Here is a 21,965-nt window from a genome sequence, read left to right as displayed (position 1 = left end):
TGCGCGCTAGGACGGTCGATGGTGCTCTGAGGTGCCTATGTGGCTGCCAGAGTAGGAGCGTCCGTCCTGGCGCTTACCGGGACACGGGAAAGGGCATCCTGCACCGCCTCCTCCCAGGCGCCCTCTACGGCCTCGGCGAAGGCATCATAGAAACGACCGTCCGCCGTCTCGTCCGAGAGGCAGGGTCGATCCGAGAACGTCCACTCCACAGCCGTCCCGGCCCCGAACGTCCCGTCTGCCAGGATCTCGGCGGTGGCCTTCACGGTCATCGTGACAGCGCCCGGAAGGAGGGCCGTACGGGTCACCTCGGCGGTGCTGAGGGAAGGCGCCCCGGTTGGCTTGGTCCCGTTCCAGCGGTGGTAGTCGCCCCGGTTGCGGAGGCTGATAGCCATAGGGGATCTCCTGTTGTAATGGTGGCCGGCCGCCCGCCGGACATGGGAAAGGCCGCTCCCGGTGACCCCGCGAGCTTCGCGAACTACAGGAGGCGGCCCGAATGGGTGATCGTCGAGGTGGCCAGAACCGGCTTGGGGCTAAAAAGCCTTGTGGATCAAGGACTTTTACGACACCCCCTATAGAGCTTCCCTGAGGTTATGCAGAGGGTGATGGCCGTTATTAGTCCTCCTCCCTAAGAGAGAACCCTAGGAAGGTTGTTGTTGCTGGTAGTCTCACCAGCCCAGGCTTTCGCCCTCAGTTACTCAACCTCGACCGCACCCTCGGCACCTGTATGAAGGATGAAGAGGTGCAGCATCAGCCCCCGGATGCGAGGCACTAGGCTTTGTGGAACGATCAGGCAGTCATGGACTGGCAGACCAATCCACCCACGGTCTCTTAGGATCAGCAGTAGTTCGACCATCAGGTTGCTCTCGGTGAACTGAAGCTGATGGCCGATGCCCCTATAGAGAAGCGGAACGATTGGCTTGTGGGCTTGCTCAATTGCGGCCCTCACCCGCCAGAGGGGCGGAGGATCAACGAACATCTCCCTCACTTCATCCGGCCATTGGGGGAGCCCGGTCTTGGCGCTGGACTTCTCCACAATCGTCTTGTCGAAGGTCATTGCGGCAATCAGCTTCTTGATGGCTGGTCTCGGCCACTGCGCCAGGGCGCCGATGCTGTACGGGTCGCCGGCCGGGAGGGTGGCACCCACCTTGCCGTAGAGCATGCGGAGGCTGGCGGCGTTGTAGTCCAGCCCTACCACCGGCTCACCGTTGATCCTCAGCGCCCGCCGTTCGACCTTGGACATGCCCTGCCAGTGGCCCCCGAAGAGGCGACCACCGGATGTGAACGAACTGTTCGTGAAGCGACGACGAAGGCGGCGGTAGCTGGTGTCGATGCGGTCGGCCCCAGGCGCAGCCGGGTCGATGCTGATATCCGCCTCGGCCAGCCATGCGTTGATGCTCTGCACCTCAGACCGCAGCCTCTCGGTGGTAGCGTCGTCCTGGTAGTCCAGCAGCGATCCCCGGTTCCCGTCCTCGTCCCGACCGTCACGCAACAGCACTAGCTCCTGCGTCGGACACAGATCGAAGTCAGACAGCCGCAGACCGGCCAGCCGGTCGAGTAGGGCCGCACCTGGATATACCTCAGTCATCGTTCCGGGCGTACCCGAAGATCCGCCCCACGAGCCCTTCACCATTCGGCAGAGGGCCACGTCTGGCCGAGCCATCACGGCCAGCAGATTAGGCAGCGTCGAGCCTAGCCAAGGCGGCGTGTAGCGATCTGACCGGCGGCACAGAGCATCGCGGCGCAGGGTCATCCAGATGCCGGCGTTATCCTCCCCCGTCTCCAGGGCGCGGTAAGCGAGGTCGGACACGATGGCGGTGACCAGGGAGACGAATGCCTTCCGATCAGCAGGCCGTCTATCGCGCTTACGCGGGCGGTTGGTGGCCTCGGCTCCCTCGATCAGTCCGATAGAGGTCTCGATCAGGGACCGTGAGGCGGCGGCTATGGGGAGCCGGTAGGGTTCGAAGGGACGAGAGCGCGTGGCGGCGTCCTCGCCTCGGCTAGGCTTGGGCATGGTGGATCTCGTGAGGGTGGCGTGAAGGGCAGCCCGAAGGTGCCGGCGCGGGCGGTGATCGGTCGTGTCAAGGCGGGCTTGACTGGTCGGGGAAGCGTCGGGGTTGGGTGAGCCCTGCTTCGGAGAAAAACTAATCCAGGCGGGGTGCCTGACACGGATGGTGCCCGTAGGTGACCATCGTGGCTTGCGAGAGAAGGCGCCGCCCCCTCCACCCGCGTAGGGCAGAGAGGGCGAGACAGTCACCACCACGATGACGAACACCAGCCCCTGAGCCGGCTGCTGCAGGGGCGGGGCTAACGGGGACATTTGGAACGCCCGGCCCTTGGTCCCCGCTTCGGGGATCTTACGTGCATGTTTGGAACCCGCAGGTAACCGCTGTCGGGGTCTACCATGGGGGTTTGGAAACGCCCGACCAGCGGCACCCTCTCCCTAGCGTAGGAGTTTGGACGCTGTCCGGGTCGTCACCGGGGTCTTACGGGGCGATTTGGAAAACTAGGGCGGCTGTTGCCGGGGGTCTATCGTGCCGGTTTGGAACAGCCAGCCCAGCGGCACCCGTCTTCTCTAACGGGGCAGTTTGGAAGCGCCACGGCCCGGAACCCCAGGTGGCGCCTTGCCTCTCAGGGCCGAGCGGCGAGCACCACCACGGCGCCCGAAAAGAGACGCCCGGCGCGATCCTCAGGGGGACCGGCCGGGCTGTACTGGGCCATAGTCAGGGTCAATCGGTCAGCCGGCGGGCGCCTTCTCCCACGCGGCAAGCGCGGCCTCGGCCTTGGTCGGATCACCCTCGATCCTCCAGACCACGGCACGGGTTAGTCCGGTCTCCTTCGCGATGGCGCTATGGCCAGCACCTTGGGCTAGCATGTCGCGCACCTGATCAAGCTGCGCTCGGGTGAAGGACGGCTTGCGGCCGAGGTACTTGCCCTCGGCCTTCGCCTTCGCGTGCTCGATGCCGGCCCGCTGCGCTTCCTTCGTGGCCTCGGCCTGGGCCTGCGCGGTCGCCGCCATGAAGCCGATCAGGGCATCCCGAACGGCCTGCTGGATCGGATCGGCCGTGGCCCCGTCGAAGACCATCCGGTTAATGACGGTCTTCACCACCACGCCCCGGCGCATCAGCTCCCGGATGGTGTCGGTCACGTCCTGGTAGTTCCTGCCCAGCCGGTCGACCCAACGCACCACCAGCACGTCACCCGGCCGCAGGATGTCGAGCAAGCGGGCACCACCCGGCCGGTGAGCAAAGGCCGTGTTCACACCCGACACTCCATGGTCCTCCACCACCCGGTCAATGGTGAAGCCCGCCGCCTCGGCCTGGGCCTTCTGGTGCGAGATGGTCTGATCGGCGGTGGACACCCGAGCGTAAAGGATGTGCTGGGTCATGGTCTGCAAGCCCGTTCGTTGAGGTTATGCTCGCAGAGATAGATGCTCGAAAGGCTGATGTCAATCCTAGCGAGCACGTTTGCGAACGCTTCCTGGGTGCTCACTGAGGTATACCCTAACGGGCAGACTGGGCAGCGAGGGCTAACGTCGGCATTTGGAAACTTCCCGCGGGATCAGGGACTTACCGGGCGTACTCGTAGGTGGCCGTTACGACCTCCTTCGCGACCATCGGGGCCGGGATGGTCTCGGCATACCCCTCGACCGCTGCGGGGCATGCCCCTGTAACCCAGGCAATCCGCGCCCCTGATGCCCAGCCCCTCACGCAGATCATGCTGCCTCCCAGCCGGGGACCATGATGCCCGGCCGATCTGCGTCCCCCCACGCCACCGAAAAGGGCCCCGGAGGGGGGTAATCCCGCGCGCGCTATGTAATTGGATGCCCTCTCAGGCGCGGCGCCCGTTTCAAGTCGTAGGGTAACAATGTTGCTCAACGGAATAGGCCCGCCGGGGTGATCTCGAAGGCTGCCACGCTGGCCCCGAACGGGCCTCCGGGGCCGCCTACTCTCTCGGGGCATTCTCGGGGCGCGGGCCGCTCCCCCGCATGATCTCTTCGATGGTCTGCGCCAGCGCCCTCCCGCGCTCCGTGAGGAATACCTCGCGCTCCCTGCGGTCATCCGCGCTCTCCCGCGTGAGGAGAAGCCCGTGGCCTGCGACCGGAGCGGCCTTGCCGCCTTCGCCAGCTCCCGAGCCTCGGGCACCGGCTAGCACCTGGACATAGCGGGACAGCATCGATTTCGTCGCTCCAGTCTGTTGGATGAAGAAGCTCAATGTCCTGCCCTCATGCCGGGCCGCGAGTAGCAGCACGTAGGCGCACGTCAGTGTCATGCCGGGGTCTATCTGGCGTAGTTCCCTGACAAGTCGAATGGCTCGCGCTAGCCCCTCGGTCATCACACCTCCTCATCTAGCCGCCGACTGCGTGGCAGCGGGCAGGTCCGAAAATGCGGAACGGCGCCTCCGAAGCGGAAGACGCCGCGCGCTGCTGCTGCTGGGTTGGGAACTAGTGGGCGGACGATGCCTCTACGGCGCCTCGGGCGGCCGTAGGGTGGCGATGAGATAGCCGGCCGGGAGCCCGAAGAGGCATCCCAGGATTGCGCCTAAGGTGAACCACATGGTCAGGCCACCACCGGGCGGGCGGGAAAGCACCGCAGGCCGAAGGCGGGGCAACTGCGGCACGTACCCGCGAAGATGCGGGCTTCACCAGTGGCTAGGCAAGGGGAGCCCGCGCAGGCTTTCTGCATGGCCTTCAGGTCATCGGCGGGGGCAACGGGGGTCGGCTCCCGATCATCGGGGGCTTCACCCGGCCGGGTGGGTGAACAGCCGATGGCGAAGGCGGGGCACCTACGGCAGGCACCGGAGAAGGTGCGATCCCCTCCGGTGACGGTGCAGGGGGCGGCCGGGGTGGTCTCGATGGTCTCGACGTGCATATTCGCTAGTCCCTTGGCTGCGTGGTTGCTCGACCAGGGGCCTTGCCGGGCCCACCAAGAGCCGCTACAAATAGCGTCTAGTGAGCGACCAAGAACCCCAGTCTTTCCAAGGGTTTACGGTGTTTCCGCGGGTCTCCCGCCGTCCGCACCAGATCCGTCCATCAGGCCGCCATGGCGTGGCAGGACCGGGCGCAGCGCCGGCAGGCATCGACGCAGTCCTGCATCTCGCCGATGCGCTCGCAATCCGCGGCGCAGGCGTCGCAGATCTCGGCGCAGGCGGCGCAGACGCGCCGGTGGTGCTCGGTCCCGGTCAGCATGACGTCGGCCGCGCTGCGGCAGATCTCGGCGCAGGCGGTCATCAGCCGGAAGTGCCGGGGTTCGACATGCGGGCCGCCCGCTTCGAGGCAATGCGACATCGCGGTCGACAGGCAGGTCTGGTGGCAACGGGTGCATTCGTCGATGCACGCGCGGATCTCTGCGGAAAGATGATGCATGGAATCGCTCCGTGACTGGTGATTTCAGGGGGTAGGGGAGCGATCAGGGGCGTGGAGGCGGGCTGGGACCGCTGATCTCGATGCCCTCCTCCGATGTGTCGGCGGGACGGATGACGCCGGTCGGCGTCAGATCCGGCGGCGGCACCGGGGCGTCGTCGGCGGCCAGGGCCGGGACGCACAGCATGCCGCAGCAGGGGGAGGAACGGGCGCCGCCGTGATGGCCGGGGGCGGCCGGATGCTGCGAGCCCGCCGCGACGAGACAGGCGCCACCGTCGTGCCCGGCATCCGCGGCCGGTGCCGCCGCCGGGCCCAGGCCGAAGCCGAGGGCCGCGGCCAGCGACAGGGCCGTGAGCAGGCGGCGCAGCAGGAGTCCGGCAGAACGCCCCACGGGCGACCTCGCTTGACGATTCCCCTGATCAACGGGGCGACCGGGCGATCGGTTCGGCCGCGGGCGGGTCGATTCTGCAGCCTGCCGAACCGCTCCATGGCGTCATGACGTCGCGATTGCCGATCCGTCTCGCCATCCCGTCCGCCCATGCGGACGGGCAAGCGCCGATGCATGGAAGCCGCAGCCGTTGCCTATGCCGCTCAATCCCGCGACGCCGCCTGCAGCTCGATCCGGCACGCCGTCTCCGAGCCGCAGCCGGTGCATCTCAACGCCAGCTCCAGCCGCAGCAGCCGGGCTTCCTTGCCGAAGCGCCGGATCAGCCACCGCCGGTCAGCTTCCGCCGGCGGTTGCAGCGCCCGCACCGCGCCGTGATGGCGGTGCCGGAGGAGATGTCGGACAGCCGGATACCGACATCCCAATTGTCCTGGACGCGCTCCCTCACCGCAGGCACTGGCGGCTCTTCCCCGAGGCCGCCGGCGGAAAAGGGCCGGGGATGCGCCCCGCTGCCGCGAAGGCGGTGCGGAGGTCCTCGCTGAAGGGGCCCTTACGGTGCTTCATCGCTGTCCGAGGCTCCGGTCCATCGAATGTTCGCTAAATGTTCTAATCCTTCTGCAGGCCGGAGGCGAGCCGGTCGCGGGCCGATCGCCGCAGGCGCCGGCATGCCGTCATCACAACCGCGCATTGGCCGGCCCGGCCCGGAACGGGTTTCCTGTCCCCAGGGGCGTGGTCAAGCTAGCGACAGGGAATGAAGAACCGGAGGATTTTCTAGCTTTCTAATCCGGGCATCAACGAATCGGCAGGCGAGCTTCAGACTCTGGCGCCCCTTGCCTCCGGGTCCCGAGAGCCGCTCTCTCCGGAGCCGCTCTCGGGGTCTGCGGAGCGCTCAGAAGAACCGGTTCACCGGCCGCGGCAGGCCCAGATGGTCGCGCAGCGTCGTGCCCTCGTATTCCATGCGGAACAGGCCGCGACGCTGCAGCTCCGGCACCACCCGGTCGACGAAGTCGTCGAGGCCGCCGGGCAGGTAGGGGAACATCACGTTGAACCCGTCCGAGCCGCGCGATTCCAGCCATTCCTCCATCTCGTCCGCGATCGTCTGCGGCGTGCCGACGAAGGCCAGGCCGGCATAGCCGCCCAGGCGCTGGGCCAGCTGGCGCACGGTCAGCCCCTCGCGCTCCGCCAGCTCGAGCACCCGCTCGCGGCCGGTCTTGCTGGCGTTGGACTCCGGGATCGGCGGCAGCTTGGCGTCCGGGTCGAAGCCGGAGGCGTCGGTGCCCAGCGCGATCGACAGCGAGGCGATGGCGCTCTCGTAATGCACCAGGCTGTCCAGCGTCGCCCGCTTGGCCCGCGCCTCCTCCACCGTGTCGCCGACCACCACGAAGGCGCCCGGCAGGATCTTCAGATGGTCGCGGTCGCGGCCGGCCCTCTCCGCCCGGCCCTTCACATCGGCATAGAAGCGCTGGCCGGCGGCGAGGGTGGAGCCGGAGGCGAACACCACCTCCGCCGTCTCCGCCGCCAGCTGCCGCCCGGCATCGGACGCGCCGGCCTGCACGATCACCGGCCAGCCCTGCGGCGGCCGGGCGATGTTCAGCGGTCCGCGCACCGACAGGTGCGGCCCCTTGTGGTTCAGCACATGCAGCTTGGCCGGGTCGAAATAGATCCCGGCCTCGACGTCGCGGATGAAGGCGTCGTCGGCCCAGCTGTCCCACAGCCCGGTGACCACGTCGTAGAACTCGCGGGCGCGGTCGTAGCGCTCGCCGTGCTCCATATGCTCCTCGAGCCCGAAGTTCAGCGCCGCGTCCGGGTTCGAGGTGGTGACGATGTTCCAGCCGGCGCGGCCGCCGCTCAGATGGTCCAGCGAGGCGAAGCGCCGGGCGATGTGGTAGGGCGCGTCGAAGGTGGTCGACGCGGTGGCGACGAGGCCGATCCGCTCGGTCGCTCCGGCCAGGGCCGACAGCAGGGTGAAGGGCTCGAAGGACGTCACCGTGTGGCTGCGCTTCAGCGCCTCCAACGGCATGTTCAGCACGGCCAGGTGATCGGCCATGAAGAAGGCGTCGAACTTGCCGCGCTCCAGCGTCTGGGCGGCGCGCTTGAGCAGGGGGAAGTTGAAGTTGGCGTCCGGCGTGGCGCCGGGATAGCGCCAGGCGCCGGTGTGGATGCTGGCCGGGCGCATGAAGGCGCCGAGATGCAGCTTGCGGTCGCGACTCACAGGTCACCTCTCGCCCGTTGGGGCGGGTTGCGGGCAGTGTCCTAGGCGGCGCGGCGGCATTCTGGCCGGGATCGGCCGGGTTGCGCAACGGCACGCATCGACTCGCGGTCGGGCTAGGGCCGCGGGCGCAGCCATGCCACCACCGACCGCGCGGCGGCCAGGCCCAGGACGATCAGCGGCACGATCAGGACCAGCGCCACCTCGGCGACCAGCGCGCCCGCCGCGCCCCTGATCGCCAGGGCCAGGAGCGGATAGTCCGAGGGGCGGACGACCGTCACGCTGAACACCCCCCAGGCCACCGCGGTCACGACCGTGACCAGCCTGATGGCCCAACGATTCGGCTTGATGATCACGGTCAGCAGGCAGGCGGCCAGAACCAGCGGATTCTTCACCGTAGTCAGGAAATGCAGGAAGATCTCGTGGGTCCCCATTACGCCGATCTTGTCGCGCCGGGGCCGATCGATCCATCGCAAACGGATGCCGGGATGGATGCGGCTGTCCGGCCGAACGGCGGCCCGGCTAGCGCCCGGCGGCCCGGCCGGGCCGGCGGTTCAGGGTATCCAGGGCCCGCCGCTGCACCTCGGCCGAGGCCAGGGCGGCGAGGGTCAGCAGGCAACGCCGTTGCTCCTCGTCCAGGATCCGCGGCACATGGTCGATGACGCAGAGCGACCCCAGGGCGAAGCCGTCGGCGTCGACCACCGGGGCTCCCGCATAGAAGCGGAAGGCAGGCCCGCCGGCGACCGCGGGATTCGCCCTGAACTCCGGATCCAGGGCCAGGTTCTCGACCGCGAACACCCCCTTCTGCAGGATGGTGCGGTTGCAGAAGGCCCAGCTGCGCGGCGTCTCGGTCATGTCCAGCCCCTGCCGCGACTTGAAGACCTGGCGGGTCGGAGTCAGCAGCGTCAGCAGGGCGACCGGCGCGTTCAGGCAGCGGCCGGCCAGCCAGGTCAGCCGGTCGAACGCCTCCTCCGGCGGGGATTGCGCCAGCCCGCACCGGTCGAGCGCCGCCAGGCGCTGGTTCTCGTTCGCCGCCAACGGATAGGGCGGGGCGGGATCGCCGGTGCCGGGGGGCGGAGCCTGGTCGCGCAGCATCTCCCGCACGGCGTCCGGCAGCTGCCGCAGCGATGCCAGGCCGGCGCGGCCGACCGCCAGGAAACGGGTTCCGGCCAGCGCGGGGTTGGCCGTCAGGCTGCGCAGCAGGGCCGTCCGTTCCGGATCGCCATCCTCGAGATCGACGACCACGGCGGCCGGCCGGCGGGCGCCGATGGCGACGGCGGCCGCATGGACGTCGTCATGGCCGTCGGCCAGACATTCCCCGACGCCGCGCAGGGCCTCTTCGTACCCGGCCAGCCGATCGGGCGGCGCCACCACGACAACCAGGGCGGAGGATGCCGCCGGGGCCGGGTCGGGGCCGGCGACCAGGGCCTCGACATCGGCGCGGTACACCCGGCGGTGGCCGCCCGGCGTCTTCCATGAGGTCAGCGTCCCGCCCTCGATAAGCAACTGGGCCGTGCGGACGGAGATGCCCAGCAGCTTCGCCGCCTGCGCGGTGGTCAGGATGTCGGTCGGCATGCTCGGCAATCTTCTTCTCTGTCCCGTCTATCCGGTCGTCCGCGGCTTCGAACAGCCGGGATCTGAGCCGCTTCCAGAACTGGGCGCGCCGCGACCGGTTCGCCAGCCCGGATCGCAGGCCGTTACGATCGTAACCACTCTAGGCTTCAAGAGTCGATAGAATCAATATAATTGATAAATTTGATAGAGGCGCCTGTGGTTGTTCACGACCGTTGCAGCCGCCGGATTCGACAGGAAAGGACGATCATGGAGGACCTCGCGCTCCTCAGTCTCGGCGCCGCATCCGGCTGGCACGATGCTGCCGTCGCTGCCAACCAGGGACGACTGCGCTCGGCCCTGAAGCCCGGCTACGATTTCATCGTCTGCGGCTCGGGCTCCTCCGGCTCCGTGGTGGCTCGCCGCCTGGCGGAGGACGGGCAGGCCTCCGTCCTGCTGCTGGAGGCCGGCGGCACCGACGAGGTCGACAGCGTGCGGCAGGCGGGGCAATGGCCCACCAATCTCGGCACCGAGCGGGACTGGGGCTTCGAGGCCGAGGTCAATCCCGCCCTCAACGGGCGCCGGCTGCCACTCTCCATGGGCCGGGTGCTGGGCGGCGGCTCCAGCATCAACGTCATGGTCTGGGCCCGCGGCCACCGGAACGACTGGGAGCATTTCGCCGAGGCGGCTGGTGGTGATCCCGGCTGGGGCTATGACGCGGTCCTGGACATCTACCGCCGGATCGAGGACTGGCAGGGGACGCCGGATCCGCTGCGGCGGGGCACGGGCGGCCTGGTTCATGTGGAGCCGGCGCGCGACCCCCACCCGGTCGCCTGGGCGATGCTGGAGGGGGCGCAGTCGGCGGGCATCCCGACCTATGACGACCAGAACGGCGCGCTGATGGAAGGCGAGGGCGGCGCGGCCATCGCCAATGTCCGGATCCGCGACGGCCGCCGCCTGTCGGTGTTCCGCACTTATGCCTATCCGCTGATGGACCGGCCCAACCTCACCGTGCTGACCGGCGCGCTGGTCACCCGCATCCTGTTCGATGGCCGGCGGGCGGCCGCGGTCGAGATCCTGCACGAGGGGCGGACCCGGCGCATCGCGGCCGGCAGCGAGATCGTCCTCTCCCTCGGCGCGATCAACACGCCGAAGGTGCTGATGCAGTCTGGCATCGGCGATGCGGACGACCTGGTCCCCGCCGGCATCGGGGTGGTGCAGCATCTGCCGGGCGTCGGCCGGAACTTCCAGGACCACCTGTTCGTCCCGTGCGTGTGGGAAGCCCGAGAGCCGATCGTGCCCCGCAACAATGCGGCGGAGGCGACCTTCTTCTGGAAGAGCGACCCGGCGCTGGACACGCCGGACCTGCAGCCCTTCCAGCTCGAAGCCCCGTTCACGACGGCGGAGACCGCGCATCATGCGCCGCCGCCCGGCTCTTGGTCGATGCTGGCCGGCATCGTCCGCCCGCACAGCCGAGGCCGTCTGCAGCTGACCGGGCCCGGCCCGTCCGATCCGCTGAGGATCGAAGCCAACACCCTGTCCGCCCCGGCCGACCTGACGGCGCTGCTCCGTTCGATTGAGCTCTGCCGCGACATCGGCAACTCCGCCGCCCTGCGGCCCTTCGTCCGGCGCGAGGTGATGCCGTGTGTTCTGACAGGCGCCAGCCTGGAGGCCTTCGCCCGCGACGCGGCGGCGACCTACTGGCACCAGACCGGCACCGCCAGGATGGGCCGGGACGGCCTGTCCGTGGTCGACGGCCGGCTGCGCGTCCACGGCGTCGACGGGCTGCGCGTCGCCGACGGGTCGATCATGCCGCGGGTGACCACCGGCAACACCATGGCGCCCTGCGTGGTGATCGGTGAAAAGGCGGCGGCGTTCATCCTGCAGACGGGCAGCTGACCGGCCGCCTAGGATTCCACAAGCCGCGTCGGACCGCGCTGTTCAGCCTATGGCCGGGCCTCGTGCCCGGCCATGTCCGTTTCGGCCGTCCAAAGTCACTTGCAAAATGATAGTAATGGAATTATATGACTATCATCATTCAATAGTGGCGCAGACATCGCCATGCAGCGCAAGAGCTTCGGCAACCAGCAATGTCCCGTCGGCCGCAGTCTGGAGCGGGTCGGCGAATGGTGGAGCATCGAGATCCTGCGGGAGGCCTATTACGGCGCGACCCGCTTCGACGAGTTCCAGAAGGCCCTGGGCATCGCCCCCAATATGCTGACCCGGCGGCTGAACAGCCGGGTCGAGGCCGGCCTGCTGCGGCGGCGCCGCTACAGCGAGAAGCCGCCGCGCGACGAGTATGTGCTGACCGGGATCGGCCGCGACTTCCGGTCCGTGGTCTGGTCGCTGATCGCCTGGGGCAACCGCCATTTCGCGCCGGAGGGGGCCAGCGTCCAGCTGGTCGACCGCGAGACCGGCGCCGTCGCCGACCCGGTGCTGTTCGACCGGAACAGCGGCCGGATCATGACCCCGCGCGAGTTCAGGCCCGGCCCGGGCCCCGCGGCCGACGAGCGCACCCGGCACCGGCTGGCCCGCGCCGCTTTCATGCCCCAGGAGGCCATGCCGTGAACGCCATCGTCCTCGACCGCGACACCTCGACCCCCGTCCAGGCGCCCGTGGCGCGGAAGCCGCGGCTGACGAAGAAGCGTCTGGCCCTGTCCGGCCTGGCGTTGGCCCTCGTCCTGGGTGGCGGCTGGTACGGCCACAACTGGTGGACGGTCGGCCGTTTCTTCCAGAGCACCGACGACGCCTATGTCGGCGGCAACATCACCGTGATCGCACCGAAGGTCGCCGGCTTCGTCGCCACCCTGGCGGTGACCGACAACCAGGCGGTGCATGCCGGCGACCTACTGGTCAGGCTGGACGACCGCGACTATCGCGCGGCGCTGGCCAAGGCCGAGGCCGCGGTGGCGCAGCAGAATGCGACCTTGGCCAATCTCGATTCCACGTATCGGCTGCAACAGGCGGTGATCGCCCAGGCTCAGGCCGGTATCGCTGCAGCCGATGCCGAGATCGTCCGCACCCGCGACGACCAGGTGCGCTACCAGCAGCTCTCGGCCCGGTCCTTCGCCTCGGTCCAGACCTTCCAGAAGGCGGATGCCGATTACAAGCAGGCGGTGGCCGACGGCCAGAAGGCGCTGGCGACGCTGGAGGCGGCGCAGCGCCAGCTCGACGTCATCGACACCCAGAAGCAGCAGGCCCGGGCGGCGCTGGCCGCGGCCGTCGCGGACCGCGACACGGCGCAGCTCAATCTCGGCTACACCGAGATCCGGGCGCCGATCGACGGCACCATCGGCAACCGCGCCGCCCAGGAGGGCGCCTACGCCACAGTAGGGTCGCAGCTGCTGTCGGTCGTGCCCGCCAACGGCCTGTGGGTCGACGCCAATTTCAAGGAGACGCAGCTGGCCCAGATGCGACCGGGCCAGGCGGCGACGGTGACGGCCGACGTGCTGCCGAGCGAGGTGTTCCACGGCCATGTCGCCAGCCTGGCGCCGGCCACCGGCGCCCAGTTCAGCGTGCTGCCGCCGGAGAACGCGACCGGCAACTTCACCAAGATCGTGCAGCGCGTGCCGGTGCGCATCCTGCTCGACGGCGACGCGTCGGCCCTGGGCCGGCTGCGGCCCGGACTGTCGGTGACGGCATATGTCGACCAGCGGGAAGGGAAATGAGCGCCGCCGTAGCCCCATCGGGAGTCGCCGGGCTCACCGAGGGCCAGAAGATCTTCGCCTTCGCCGTGATGTGCGTCGGCTTCTTCATCGCCCTGCTCGACATCCAGATCGTCTCGGCCTCGCTGCGCGACATCGGCGGCGGCCTGTCCGCCGGCGTCGACGAGACCGCCTGGGTGCAGACCAGCTACCTGATCGCCGAGATCATCGTCATCCCGCTGTCCGGCTGGCTGTCGCGGGTGATGTCGACGCGCTGGCTGTTCAGCGTCTCCGCCGCCGGCTTCACCCTGACCAGCCTGCTGTGCGGCTGGGCCTGGGACATCAACAGCATGATCGCCTTCCGGGCGCTGCAGGGCTTCCTCGGCGGGTCGATGATCCCGACCGTGTTCACCGCCGCCTTCGCCTTCTTCCAGGGGCCGAAGGTGGTGGTTGCCGCCGCCACCATCGGCGCCCTGTCCTCGCTGGCGCCGACGCTTGGCCCCACCATCGGCGGCTGGATCACCGACAACTACTCCTGGCACTGGCTGTTCTTCGTCAATCTGGTCCCCGGCGTGTTCATCACCATCGTCGTGCCGATGCTGGTGAAGATCGACAGGCCGGACTGGTCGCTGCTGCGCGGCGCCGACTATCCCGGCATGGCGCTGATGGCGCTGTTCCTCGGCTGCCTCGAATACACGCTGGAGGAAGGGCCGCGCTGGGACTGGTTCGGCGACGACACCATCCGCGCCACCGCCTGGATCGCGGCGGTCAGCGGCGTGCTGTTCGTCTGGCGCAGCCTGACCTTCGCGCGGCCGGTGGTAGACCTGCGGGCGCTGAAGAGCCGCAATTTCGCGCTCGGCTGCTTCTTCTCCTTCGTCACCGGCATCGGCCTGTTCTCGACCATCTACCTGACGCCGCAGTTCCTCGGCCGGGTGCGCGACTTCAGCGCCTACGACATCGGCCTGACGGTGTTCTCCACCGGCGTGTTCCAGATCATGGCCATCCCGGTATACGCCTGGTGCGCCAAGCGCTTCGACCTGCGCTGGCTGATGATGTTCGGCCTGGCCTGCTTCGCCTTCTCGCTGTGGAACTTCACCCCGATCACCCATGACTGGGGCTGGCGCGAATTCCTGCTGCCCCAGGCCTTCCGCGGCTTCTCGCAGCAATTCGCGGTGGCGCCGGCGGTGACCCTGACCCTCGGCGGCTTGGCGCCGGACCGGCTGAAGCTCGCCTCCGGCCTCTTCAACCTGATGCGCAATCTCGGCGGCGCCATCGGTATCGCCGCCTGCGCCACCATCCTGAACGACCGCACCAACCTGCACTTTCTGCGGCTGGCGGAGCACCTGACCCCGGCCAACCCGGCGGCGGTGGATCTGGTGCAGAAGGTGGCCGCGGCCCAGACCGTCGCCCTGGGCGGCGACGCCCAGCGCGGGCACGAGGCGGCGCTGCGGCAGCTGTGGTCGCTGACGATGCGCGAGGCCCAGACCCTGACCTATGCCGACGCCTTCCTGGTGCTGTGCGCCTGCCTGACCATCGCTGCGCTGATGGTGCCGCTGATGCGCAAGGTGGCGCCGCGCAAGGCTCCGTCGGCCGACGCGCATTGATCCGTCCGCCGGTCGCGGCCAAGATCCGCGGCCGGAAGAAAGGACGGACGATGTGGATCCATGTGGACAGCGCGGCGCTCGGGGACAGCGTGCTCGGCCTCTACGAGCGCGGCGGCGTCTACATGATCCGGGTCGACGGCTGGGAGCTGATGAACGGCGCCTATCACGAGTCGGAGGACCGGCTGGGCGAGCTCGCCGCCCGGCTGGCGCGCGGCCCCGACCCCGAGGTGCTGGTCGGCGGCCTCGGCCTCGGCTTCACCCTGGCCAGCCTGGTCCGGCATCTCGGCGGGGCCGGCCGCGTCACGGTGGCCGAACTGTCCGACGCGGTGATCCGCTGGTTCGATCGCTGGACGAAGCCGCCCTCGCTCGGGGATCAGCTCGGCAATGTCCGGATCCGGCACGGCGATGTTCTGGCGGTGGCGGCTGAAGGCCCTGCCCGCGACGTCATCCTCCTCGACGTCGACAATGGGCCGAAGCCGCTCTCCGCCGCCGCGAACGCGGCGCTCTACGGGCTGGACGGCCTCGGCACCCTGCGCCGGGCGCTCAAGGCCGACGGGATCCTGATGGTCTGGTCCGCCTTCGAGGATCCAGGCTTCGTTGCCCGGGCGCAGGCCGCCGGCTTCTCGCCCGCATGGCTGCCGGTGTTCCGGTCGGGCGGGGCCGAGCCGTTCCATGTCGTCTACGTGCTGTCGGTGGCGCCATTCCCGCCGGGTGAGCTGGGCCGCTTCGGGCTGCAGCCGCTGTAGGCTCCGCTGGACCGCTCCGTCCCTGGCGTGTACACGCTGGAGACCGATCGCACCCGCTGGCCGGAGACTCCTGTTGCCCGTTTCGAGATCGCTGGCCGCCGTCGCCGCCGTCCTGCTGCTCGCCGCCTGCGCCGAGCCGGAGACGGCCGAGAGCGTGACCGCGGCGGCGCGAGAGAGCTTCGGCAAGCGGATCGCCCCTTACCAGGACCACCCCTCGGCCCAGATGATCGCCGATCTCGGCCCGCCCGATCAGGACACCCCCACCAAGGAAGGCGGCCGCAAGCTGGTGTGGGAGCGGCACGACACCAAGACCATCGACGACCAGGTCCTGCCGATCACCTGCTCCGTCACGGCGCTGACCAACAGCCAGGACGTAGTGTTCTTCGTTCTGGCCGGCGGCAACACCATCTACTGCTCCGAGGTCTTCGCCGCCAACCCGTCCTGACGCGGGGTGCCGCCGGACGTCCGGCGCAGCCCGCCGGTGCGTCCCCATTGCAGCAGGGCGACCAGCCCCACCAGCGCCAGCGCCGGCAGATAGACCCAGAGATGCGGCGGCCGGTCCGCCGGCTTCAGCACTGCGGCGATGTCGTAGCCGGCCTCGAGACCGGTGCGCCGGGCGTAGGAACCGAAGCCGACATCGGTGATCGTCACCCCGTCGCCCAGCGTGCTGACGCGGAGGCCCGCCGCGCGCAGGCGCTGGGCCGGGTCGGGCTGCGGCTCGCCGAGCGGCAGGCTGACCGTCTTGCGCACATCCTCGCCCTCGATCGAGATGCCTTCGACCACGAAGGTCAGGCGATGGCCGGCCGGCGCCGCCGCGACCTCGGCCAGGAAGGTGGCGGGGGGCTGGGTGACGGTCGCGGGATAGAACCGGTCGAGCCACCAGTCCGGCCGGAACAGGGCGAAGCACGCGACCAGCAGCAGCGCGCTCTCCCACAGCCGCGACCGGGTGACGAAATAGCCCATGGTGGCGGCGGAGAACAGCAGCACGGCGGCGAAGGTGATGGTGACGATGGCGGCGAGGTCGGCCCAGCTCTCGACCCCGATCAGCAGCATGCCGGGGTTGAACACGAAGACGAAGGGCAGCACCGCCGTGCGCAGCGAATAGAGCGCGCCCTGGAACCCGGTCCTGATCGGGTCCTCGCGCGAGATCGCGGCGGCGGCGAAGGCGGCCAGGCCGACCGGCGGGGTGATGTCGGCCATGATGCCGAAATAGAACACGAAGAGATGCACCGCGATCAGCGGGATGGCGAGGCCGGCCTGGGCGCCCAGCTCCACCACCACCGGCGCCATCAGCGTCGCCACCAGGATGTAGTTGGCGGTGGTCGGGATGCCCATGCCCAGCACCAGGCTGACCAGCGCGATCATCGCCAGCATGATCATGACGTTGCCGCCGGACACGGCCTCGACCAGCTCGGTCATCATCAGGCCGAGCCCGGTCAAGGTGACGGTGCCGACCACGATTCCGGCCGTGGCGGTGGCGACGGCGATGCCGATCATGTTGCGGGCGCCGAGGCCCAGCCCGTCGACCAGCTCGGCCAGCGACCGGCGCAGCGCCTGCCGCGTGTCCTGACGCCGGAACAGGGCCAGCAGCGGCCCGCGGGTGGCCAGGATGCCGATGATGGCGGCGGTCGCCCAGAAGGCCGACAGGCCGGGCGACATCTGCTCCACCATCAGGCACCACAGCAGCACCACCAGCGGGATCAGGAAGTCGAGGCCGGTGCGGGTCACGTCCCAGGCGCGGGGCAGGTGCAGGAGCGGCGTGTCCGGGTCGTCGATGGCGAGGTCGGGGAAGCGCGCGGCATAGGCCAGGCTGGCGCCGTAGAGGACGAGCCCGGCCAGCGCCAGAACCCAGGCCGCCGCGCCGCCGAAGGCCGCCTGCACGCCGAGGATGCCGTAGTAGAGCAGGCCGATCGCGGCGACCGTGCCGCTGAGGCCGAGGCCGGTGCGCAGCAGCCGTGACTTCAGCGCCACGTGCTCGCGCGGGATCGGCTGGCTGCCGATCTTCAGCGCCTCGAGATGGACGATGTAGAGCAGCGCGACATAGGAGGCGACGGCCGGCAGCAGCGCGTGCTTGACGATCTCGGAATAGGGGATGCCGACATACTCGACCATCAGGAAGGCGGCGGCGCCCATCACCGGCGGCATGATCTGGCCGTTGATCGAGGACGCGGCCTCGATCGCCCCGGCCTTCACGCCGGACAGGCCGGTGCGCTTCATCAGCGGGATGGTGAAGATGCCGCCCGACACGACGTTGGAGACGGAGGAGCCGGAGACCACGCCGTTCAGCGCAGAGGACACCACCGCCACCTTGGCCGGCCCGCCGCGCAGATGGCCCAGCAGCGCGATCGAGATCTGCATCATCCAGTTGCCTGCCCCGGCCTTGTCCAGCAGCGTGCCGAACAGCACGAACAGGAAGACGAAGCTGGTCGAGACGCCCAGCGCGATGCCGAAGATGCCCTCGGTGGTCAGCCACTGATGCTGCAGGAACTTGGACAGCGACGCGCCCTTGTGCTGCACCACCTCGGGCATCCAGGGGCCGGCGAAGGTGAACAGGATGAACAGCAGGGCGACGCCGACCATCGGCAGGCCCAGCGCCCGCCGCGTCGCCTCCAGGAGCAGCAGGATGCCGGCGCCGGCGGTGACGAGGTCCAGCGTCGTCGGCTGGCCCGGGCGCTGCGCCAGCTCGCGGTAGAACAGGAACAGATAGGCGCCGGCGAAGGCGCCGAGGACGGCCAGGATCCAGTCGGCCGCCGGCACCCGGTCGCGGCGCGACCGGGCGAAGGCGGGATAAGCGGTGAAGGCCAGGAACAGGGCGAAGCCCAGATGGATCGCCCGCGCCTCGGTGTCGTTGAACACGCCGAAGCCGAGCCGGAAGGGCAGGGGCGAGGCGTACCACAGCTGGAACAGCGACCAGGCGATGGCGACGGCGGCCAGCAGGGTGGCTGCGACGCCGGTCGGCCTGCGGCCGCCGGTATCGGCTTCGGCGACGAGCTGCTCCAGCTCCGCGCTGGGCTGCAGCCCCGGCGTGTCGGTCATGACCGCCTCTCCCTGTTTGTTGGTGTTGGAGGTGGAGGTTGGCGAGGTCGTCAGAAGAGGAAGCGGCCCCTTTTTTTGTCATGCCCGGGCTTGACCCGGGCATCCAGAATCTGTCGACGCTCTCTGGATTGCCGGGTCAAGCCCGGCAATGACAGAAAAGGTGGGCTCCTCTTCGGCGACACCCCACCTCTACAGCCACCCCTTCTCCTTGTAATACCGCTCGGCGCCCGGATGCAGCGGGGCGGAGAGGCCGGCCTTGATCATCTGCTTCGGGTCGAGATGGGCGAAGGCCGGGTGCAGGCCCTTGAACTCGTCGAAATTCTCGAACACGGCGCGGACCAGCTGATAGACCGACTCCTCGTCGGTGCCGGCCGAGGTCACCAGCGTCGCCAGCACGCCATAGGTCTCGGTCGGGTCCGGATTGGCGTTGTAGAGGCCGCCGGGGATGGTGGCGCGGGCGTAGTACGGCTTCTCGGTCAGCAGCTTGTCGACCGCCGGGCCGGTCAGCGACACCAGCCTGGCGCCGCAGGTCGTGGTCGGGTCCTGGATGTTGGCCGAGGGGTGGCCGACGCCGTAGAAGAAGCCGTCGATCTTGTCGTCGCACAGCGCCGGGCCGTGCTCGTCGGCCTTCAGCTCCGAGGCCAGCGAGAAATCGGCCAGGGTCCAGCCCATCGCCGCCAGCAGCTCCTCCATCGAGGCGCGGGTGCCCGATCCGGGATTGCCGACATTGAAGCGCTTGCCCTTGAGGTCGGCGAAGCTGGTCACGCCGGCCTCCTTGCGCACCAGCACGGTGAAGGGCTCGGGATGGACCGAGAACACCGCCCGCAGGTCCTGGAACGCCCCGGACTCCTTGAACGCCCCGGCGCCGTTCAGCGCGTTGAACTGCACGTCCGACTGGGCCATGCCGAAATCCAGCTCGCCGGCCCGGATGGTGTTGACGTTGAAGGCCGAGCCGCCGGTGCTCTCGACCGAGCAGCGGATGCCGTGGGTCTTGCGGTCCTTGTTCAGGAGCCGGCAGATCGCGCCGCCGGCGGCGTAGTAGACGCCGGTGACCCCGCCGGTGCCGATGGTGACGAAGCGCTGCTGCGCCGCGGCCGGGCCGGCGCCGAGCGTCAGCGCCGCCGCGGTGACGGCCGCGAGCAGCGATGCGGTGACCTGAAGCCTCATGATCTCTCTCCCCTTCTGATCGTGCGCTGTGGCCGCCCTCTCTGGCGGAGGGTCGGCCGGATCTCTCAGGCTGCCTTCGGCAAGCCGGCGATGGCGGCATCGACGGCGTCGCCGAGGCGCTCGACGATGGCCTCGACCGCCGCGCCGTCGACGATGAAGGGCGGCGCCAGCAGCACATGGTCGCCCGCGACCCCGTCGACCGTGCCGCCCATCGGATAGACCATCAGCCCGCGCGCCATCGCCTCGCGCTTGACCCGCGCGTTCAGCGTCAGCGCCGGGTCGAACGGCGCCTTGCTGGCGCGGTCGGCCACCAGCTCGACGCCCAGGAACAGGCCGCGGCCGCGGATGTCGCCGACCTGCGGGTGGTTGCCGAAACGGTCGCCCAGGCGGCGGGCCAGCCGCTCTCCCATCGCCGCGACATTGTCCAGCAGGCGCTCGCCGCGGATCACCTCCTGCACCGCCAGCCCGGCGGCGCAGGCCATCGGATGGCCGGTATAGGTGTGGCCGTGCTGGAAGAAGCCGGAGCCCTGGGAGAACGCGTCGAACAGGCGGCGGGACAGCAGCACCGCACCGATCGGCTGGTAGCCGCCGCCCAACCCCTTGGCGATGGTCATCAGGTCGGGGGCGATGCCCTCCTGCGTGCAGGCGTGCAGCGTGCCGGTGCGGCCCATGCCGCACATCACCTCATCCAGGATCAGCAGCACGCCGTGGCGGTCGCAGATCGCGCGGATGCGCTTGAAATAGTCGGCGACCGGCGGCACCGCGCCCATGGTGGCGCCGACCACGGTCTCGGCGACGAAGGCGGCCACGGTCTCCGGCCCCAGCTCCAGGATCTTGTCCTCCAGCGCCTGGGCGGCGCGGGCGGCATAGTCCTCGTCGCTCTCGCCCGGCTCCTGCAGGCGGTAGGCGAAGCAGGGATCGATGTGGTGGGTCTCGATCAGCAGCGGCCGGAACGGCGCCCGCCGCCATTCGTTGCCGCCGGTGGCCAGCGCCCCCAGCGTGTTGCCGTGATAGCTCTGGCGCCGGGCGATGACGTGGCGGCGCTGCGGCTGGCCCATCTCGACGAAATACTGCCGCGCCATCTTCAGCGCCGCCTCGACCGACTCCGACCCGCCGCTGGTGAAGTAGACATGGCTCAGCCCGGCCGGCGCGTCCTCGACCAGCCGGTCGGCCAGGCGCTCGGCCACCTCGCTGGTGAAGAAGCTGGTGTGGGCGTAGGGCATGCGGTCCAGCTGCGCGTGCAGCGCGGCGATCACCTCCGGATGGCCATGGCCGAGGCAGGAGACGGCGGCGCCGCCGGAGGCGTCGATGTAGCGCCGGCCGTCGGCGTCGATCACCTCGATGCCCCGGCCGGCGACGGCGGTCGGGAAGGCGGCATGGATCTGGCGGTGCAGGATGCGGGTCATGGCTGTGCCTTGGCGGACCAGGGGCGGAGATGGGTGTCGAAGGCGGCCAGCTGCGCCTCGGTGCGGCGCAGGGCGGCGGGCGCGTCGGCGCCGCGGCCGGCGACCAGCGCCGCCAGGATCTCGGCGACGGCGAAGCCCGGCGCCAGGCTGTGGAAGAAGGACGGGCTGTCGGTCGCGACCAGCACCGCCTCCGCCGCCAGCTGGGCCAGCGGCGACACCTCGCTGTCGCTGACGGCGACGACCGCGACGCCGCGCCCGGCGGCCCAGCGCGCGGTCTCCACCGTGGCGCGGGTGTAGGGCGATACGCTGACCGCCAGCAGCACGTCCTCCGGCGTCGCCGCGCGGATCGGGTCGGTGCCGGTGGCGCCGGCGCCGTCCAGCAGCACGGTCCGCTCGCCCAGGAGGGACAGGACATAATGCAGGTGCCAGGCGATCGGGTGCCCGGCGCGCAGCCCCAGGCAGTAGATCCGGCGGGCGGCGGCCAGCCGCGCGGCGGCGGCGGCGAGTCGGTCCAGCGCCGCCGGCTCGGCCAGCCGGGCGACATGCCCGGCGATGGTGGTGGCGATCTCCGCCGCCAGCGCCCGGTCGCCCTTCAGCGTCTGGCTGGCCAGCTGGGCGTCGGCCCGGCCGGCGAAGCCGAGATCCCCCGACCGCACCGCCTCGGCATACAGCGCCCGGATCGCATCGTAACCATCGAGGCCCAGGCGCTTGGCCAGCCGGGTCATCGTCGCCGGTGGCACCCCGGCTTGGCGCGCCTGTTCCCGCATCGACAGCAGGGCGACGTCGCGCGGCCGGTCCAGCACGTAGCGCGCCGCCGCCTGCAGCTGCGCCGGCATGGCCTCGAAACTGTCCACGATG

Annotated in this window: 19 protein-coding genes; 6 read left to right on the top strand and 13 right to left on the bottom strand. The window is 69.6% G+C overall.

The window, feature by feature from the left end; all coding sequences use genetic code 11:
- Positions 1-35: 35 nt before the first annotated feature.
- From LG391_RS07015 to LG391_RS06975, 9 genes are all read right to left on the bottom strand, one after another.
- Complete coding sequence (locus LG391_RS07015; RefSeq protein WP_225767256.1) at positions 36-392, bottom strand: hypothetical protein; 357 nt, start codon at positions 390-392, stop codon at positions 36-38.
- 299 nt (positions 393-691) lie between these two features.
- Entirely contained in the window at positions 692-2,011 is a 1,320-nt protein-coding gene (locus LG391_RS07010) for a hypothetical protein (RefSeq protein WP_225767255.1), read from the bottom strand.
- A gap of 723 nt (positions 2,012-2,734) precedes the next feature.
- Positions 2,735-3,385, bottom strand: coding sequence for a recombinase family protein (locus LG391_RS07005; RefSeq protein ID WP_225767254.1), 651 nt, complete (start codon positions 3,383-3,385; stop codon positions 2,735-2,737).
- A 1,644-nt stretch (positions 3,386-5,029) separates the two neighbouring features.
- Positions 5,030-5,362: a four-helix bundle copper-binding protein gene (locus LG391_RS07000; RefSeq protein WP_225767253.1), complete on the bottom strand. Its 333-nt coding sequence runs from the start codon at positions 5,360-5,362 to the stop codon at positions 5,030-5,032.
- Positions 5,363-5,405: 43 nt separating this feature from the next.
- Positions 5,406-5,750 (bottom strand): hypothetical protein, encoded by a 345-nt coding sequence (locus LG391_RS06995; RefSeq protein WP_225767252.1) that lies wholly within the window; start codon positions 5,748-5,750, stop codon positions 5,406-5,408.
- 200 nt (positions 5,751-5,950) lie between these two features.
- A complete protein-coding gene (locus LG391_RS06990; protein ID WP_225767251.1) occupies positions 5,951-6,112 on the bottom strand; it encodes a hypothetical protein in 162 nt (53 codons plus the stop codon).
- Positions 6,113-6,633: 521 nt separating this feature from the next.
- Entirely contained in the window at positions 6,634-7,920 is a 1,287-nt protein-coding gene (locus LG391_RS06985; protein WP_374200734.1) for an LLM class flavin-dependent oxidoreductase, read from the bottom strand.
- 149 nt (positions 7,921-8,069) lie between these two features.
- Positions 8,070-8,387, bottom strand: coding sequence for a hypothetical protein (locus LG391_RS06980; RefSeq protein WP_225767249.1), 318 nt, complete (start codon positions 8,385-8,387; stop codon positions 8,070-8,072).
- An 88-nt stretch (positions 8,388-8,475) separates the two neighbouring features.
- On the bottom strand, positions 8,476-9,528 hold the full coding sequence (locus LG391_RS06975) for an excisionase family DNA-binding protein (RefSeq protein ID WP_225767248.1): 1,053 nt from the start codon (positions 9,526-9,528) through the stop codon (positions 8,476-8,478).
- 246 nt (positions 9,529-9,774) lie between these two features.
- Between LG391_RS06975 and LG391_RS06970 the strand changes: the two genes are divergently transcribed.
- The 6 genes from LG391_RS06970 to LG391_RS06945 all read left to right on the top strand — a co-directional run bounded on the left by LG391_RS06970 (position 9,775) and on the right by LG391_RS06945 (position 15,943).
- Positions 9,775-11,403: a GMC family oxidoreductase gene (locus tag LG391_RS06970; RefSeq protein ID WP_225767247.1), complete on the top strand. Its 1,629-nt coding sequence runs from the start codon at positions 9,775-9,777 to the stop codon at positions 11,401-11,403.
- 162 nt (positions 11,404-11,565) lie between these two features.
- Positions 11,566-12,072 carry a helix-turn-helix domain-containing protein gene (locus LG391_RS06965; RefSeq protein WP_225767246.1) on the top strand — a complete coding sequence of 169 codons (507 nt, stop codon included), beginning with the start codon at positions 11,566-11,568 and terminating at the stop codon, positions 12,070-12,072.
- Positions 12,069-13,172 carry an HlyD family secretion protein gene (locus tag LG391_RS06960; protein ID WP_225767245.1) on the top strand — a complete coding sequence of 368 codons (1,104 nt, stop codon included), beginning with the start codon at positions 12,069-12,071 and terminating at the stop codon, positions 13,170-13,172. Before LG391_RS06965 ends, LG391_RS06960 begins: the two co-directional genes overlap by 4 nt.
- Entirely contained in the window at positions 13,169-14,752 is a 1,584-nt protein-coding gene (locus LG391_RS06955) for a DHA2 family efflux MFS transporter permease subunit (protein ID WP_225767244.1), read from the top strand. The genes LG391_RS06960 and LG391_RS06955 overlap by 4 nt, the downstream gene beginning before the upstream one ends.
- 50 nt (positions 14,753-14,802) lie before the next feature.
- On the top strand, positions 14,803-15,498 hold the full coding sequence (locus tag LG391_RS06950) for a hypothetical protein (protein ID WP_225767243.1): 696 nt from the start codon (positions 14,803-14,805) through the stop codon (positions 15,496-15,498).
- Positions 15,499-15,571: 73 nt separating this feature from the next.
- On the top strand, positions 15,572-15,943 hold the full coding sequence (locus tag LG391_RS06945; protein WP_225767242.1) for a hypothetical protein: 372 nt from the start codon (positions 15,572-15,574) through the stop codon (positions 15,941-15,943).
- Here LG391_RS06945 and LG391_RS06940 read toward each other — a convergent pair.
- From LG391_RS06940 to LG391_RS06925, 4 genes are all read right to left on the bottom strand, one after another.
- The gene (locus LG391_RS06940) at positions 15,907-18,534 is read right to left on the bottom strand and encodes a TRAP transporter permease (RefSeq protein ID WP_225767241.1); all 2,628 of its coding nucleotides are present in this window, start codon (positions 18,532-18,534) and stop codon (positions 15,907-15,909) included. The genes LG391_RS06945 and LG391_RS06940 overlap by 37 nt on opposite strands.
- A 189-nt stretch (positions 18,535-18,723) precedes the next feature.
- Positions 18,724-19,701, bottom strand: a complete 978-nt coding sequence (locus LG391_RS06935) for a TAXI family TRAP transporter solute-binding subunit (protein WP_225767240.1) — start codon at positions 19,699-19,701, stop codon at positions 18,724-18,726.
- Positions 19,702-19,766: 65 nt separating this feature from the next.
- Positions 19,767-21,107 carry an aspartate aminotransferase family protein gene (locus LG391_RS06930; protein ID WP_225767239.1) on the bottom strand — a complete coding sequence of 447 codons (1,341 nt, stop codon included), beginning with the start codon at positions 21,105-21,107 and terminating at the stop codon, positions 19,767-19,769.
- Positions 21,104-21,961: a MurR/RpiR family transcriptional regulator gene (locus tag LG391_RS06925; RefSeq protein ID WP_225767238.1), complete on the bottom strand. Its 858-nt coding sequence runs from the start codon at positions 21,959-21,961 to the stop codon at positions 21,104-21,106. The genes LG391_RS06930 and LG391_RS06925 overlap by 4 nt, the downstream gene beginning before the upstream one ends.
- Positions 21,962-21,965: the final 4 nt, after the last annotated feature.

Origin of the sequence: Inquilinus sp. Marseille-Q2685 (assembly GCF_916619195.1) — a bacterium.
Classification (GTDB): Bacteria; Pseudomonadota; Alphaproteobacteria; order DSM-16000; family Inquilinaceae; genus Inquilinus.
Note: the sequence above shows the minus strand (reverse complement) of the source record. Positions and strands in the feature narration are given on the sequence as shown.

Excerpts from the sequence above, each read along its gene's own strand:
- LG391_RS07015 (WP_225767256.1), bottom strand. The coding sequence starts at position 392 with ATGGCTATCAGCCTCCGCAACCGGGGCGACTACCACCGCTGGAACGGG.
- LG391_RS07010 (WP_225767255.1), bottom strand. The coding sequence starts at position 2,011 with ATGCCCAAGCCTAGCCGAGGCGAGGACGCCGCCACGCGCTCTCGTCCC.
- LG391_RS07005 (WP_225767254.1), bottom strand. The coding sequence starts at position 3,385 with ATGACCCAGCACATCCTTTACGCTCGGGTGTCCACCGCCGATCAGACC.
- LG391_RS07000 (WP_225767253.1), bottom strand. The coding sequence starts at position 5,362 with ATGCATCATCTTTCCGCAGAGATCCGCGCGTGCATCGACGAATGCACC.
- LG391_RS06985 (WP_374200734.1), bottom strand. The coding sequence starts at position 7,920 with ATGCGCCCGGCCAGCATCCACACCGGCGCCTGGCGCTATCCCGGCGCC.
- LG391_RS06980 (WP_225767249.1), bottom strand. The coding sequence starts at position 8,387 with ATGGGGACCCACGAGATCTTCCTGCATTTCCTGACTACGGTGAAGAAT.
- LG391_RS06975 (WP_225767248.1), bottom strand. The coding sequence starts at position 9,528 with ATGCCGACCGACATCCTGACCACCGCGCAGGCGGCGAAGCTGCTGGGC.
- LG391_RS06970 (WP_225767247.1), top strand. The coding sequence starts at position 9,775 with ATGGAGGACCTCGCGCTCCTCAGTCTCGGCGCCGCATCCGGCTGGCAC.
- LG391_RS06965 (WP_225767246.1), top strand. The coding sequence starts at position 11,566 with ATGCAGCGCAAGAGCTTCGGCAACCAGCAATGTCCCGTCGGCCGCAGT.
- LG391_RS06955 (WP_225767244.1), top strand. The coding sequence starts at position 13,169 with ATGAGCGCCGCCGTAGCCCCATCGGGAGTCGCCGGGCTCACCGAGGGC.
- LG391_RS06950 (WP_225767243.1), top strand. The coding sequence starts at position 14,803 with ATGTGGATCCATGTGGACAGCGCGGCGCTCGGGGACAGCGTGCTCGGC.
- LG391_RS06940 (WP_225767241.1), bottom strand. The coding sequence starts at position 18,534 with ATGACCGACACGCCGGGGCTGCAGCCCAGCGCGGAGCTGGAGCAGCTC.
- LG391_RS06935 (WP_225767240.1), bottom strand. The coding sequence starts at position 19,701 with ATGAGGCTTCAGGTCACCGCATCGCTGCTCGCGGCCGTCACCGCGGCG.
- LG391_RS06930 (WP_225767239.1), bottom strand. The coding sequence starts at position 21,107 with ATGACCCGCATCCTGCACCGCCAGATCCATGCCGCCTTCCCGACCGCC.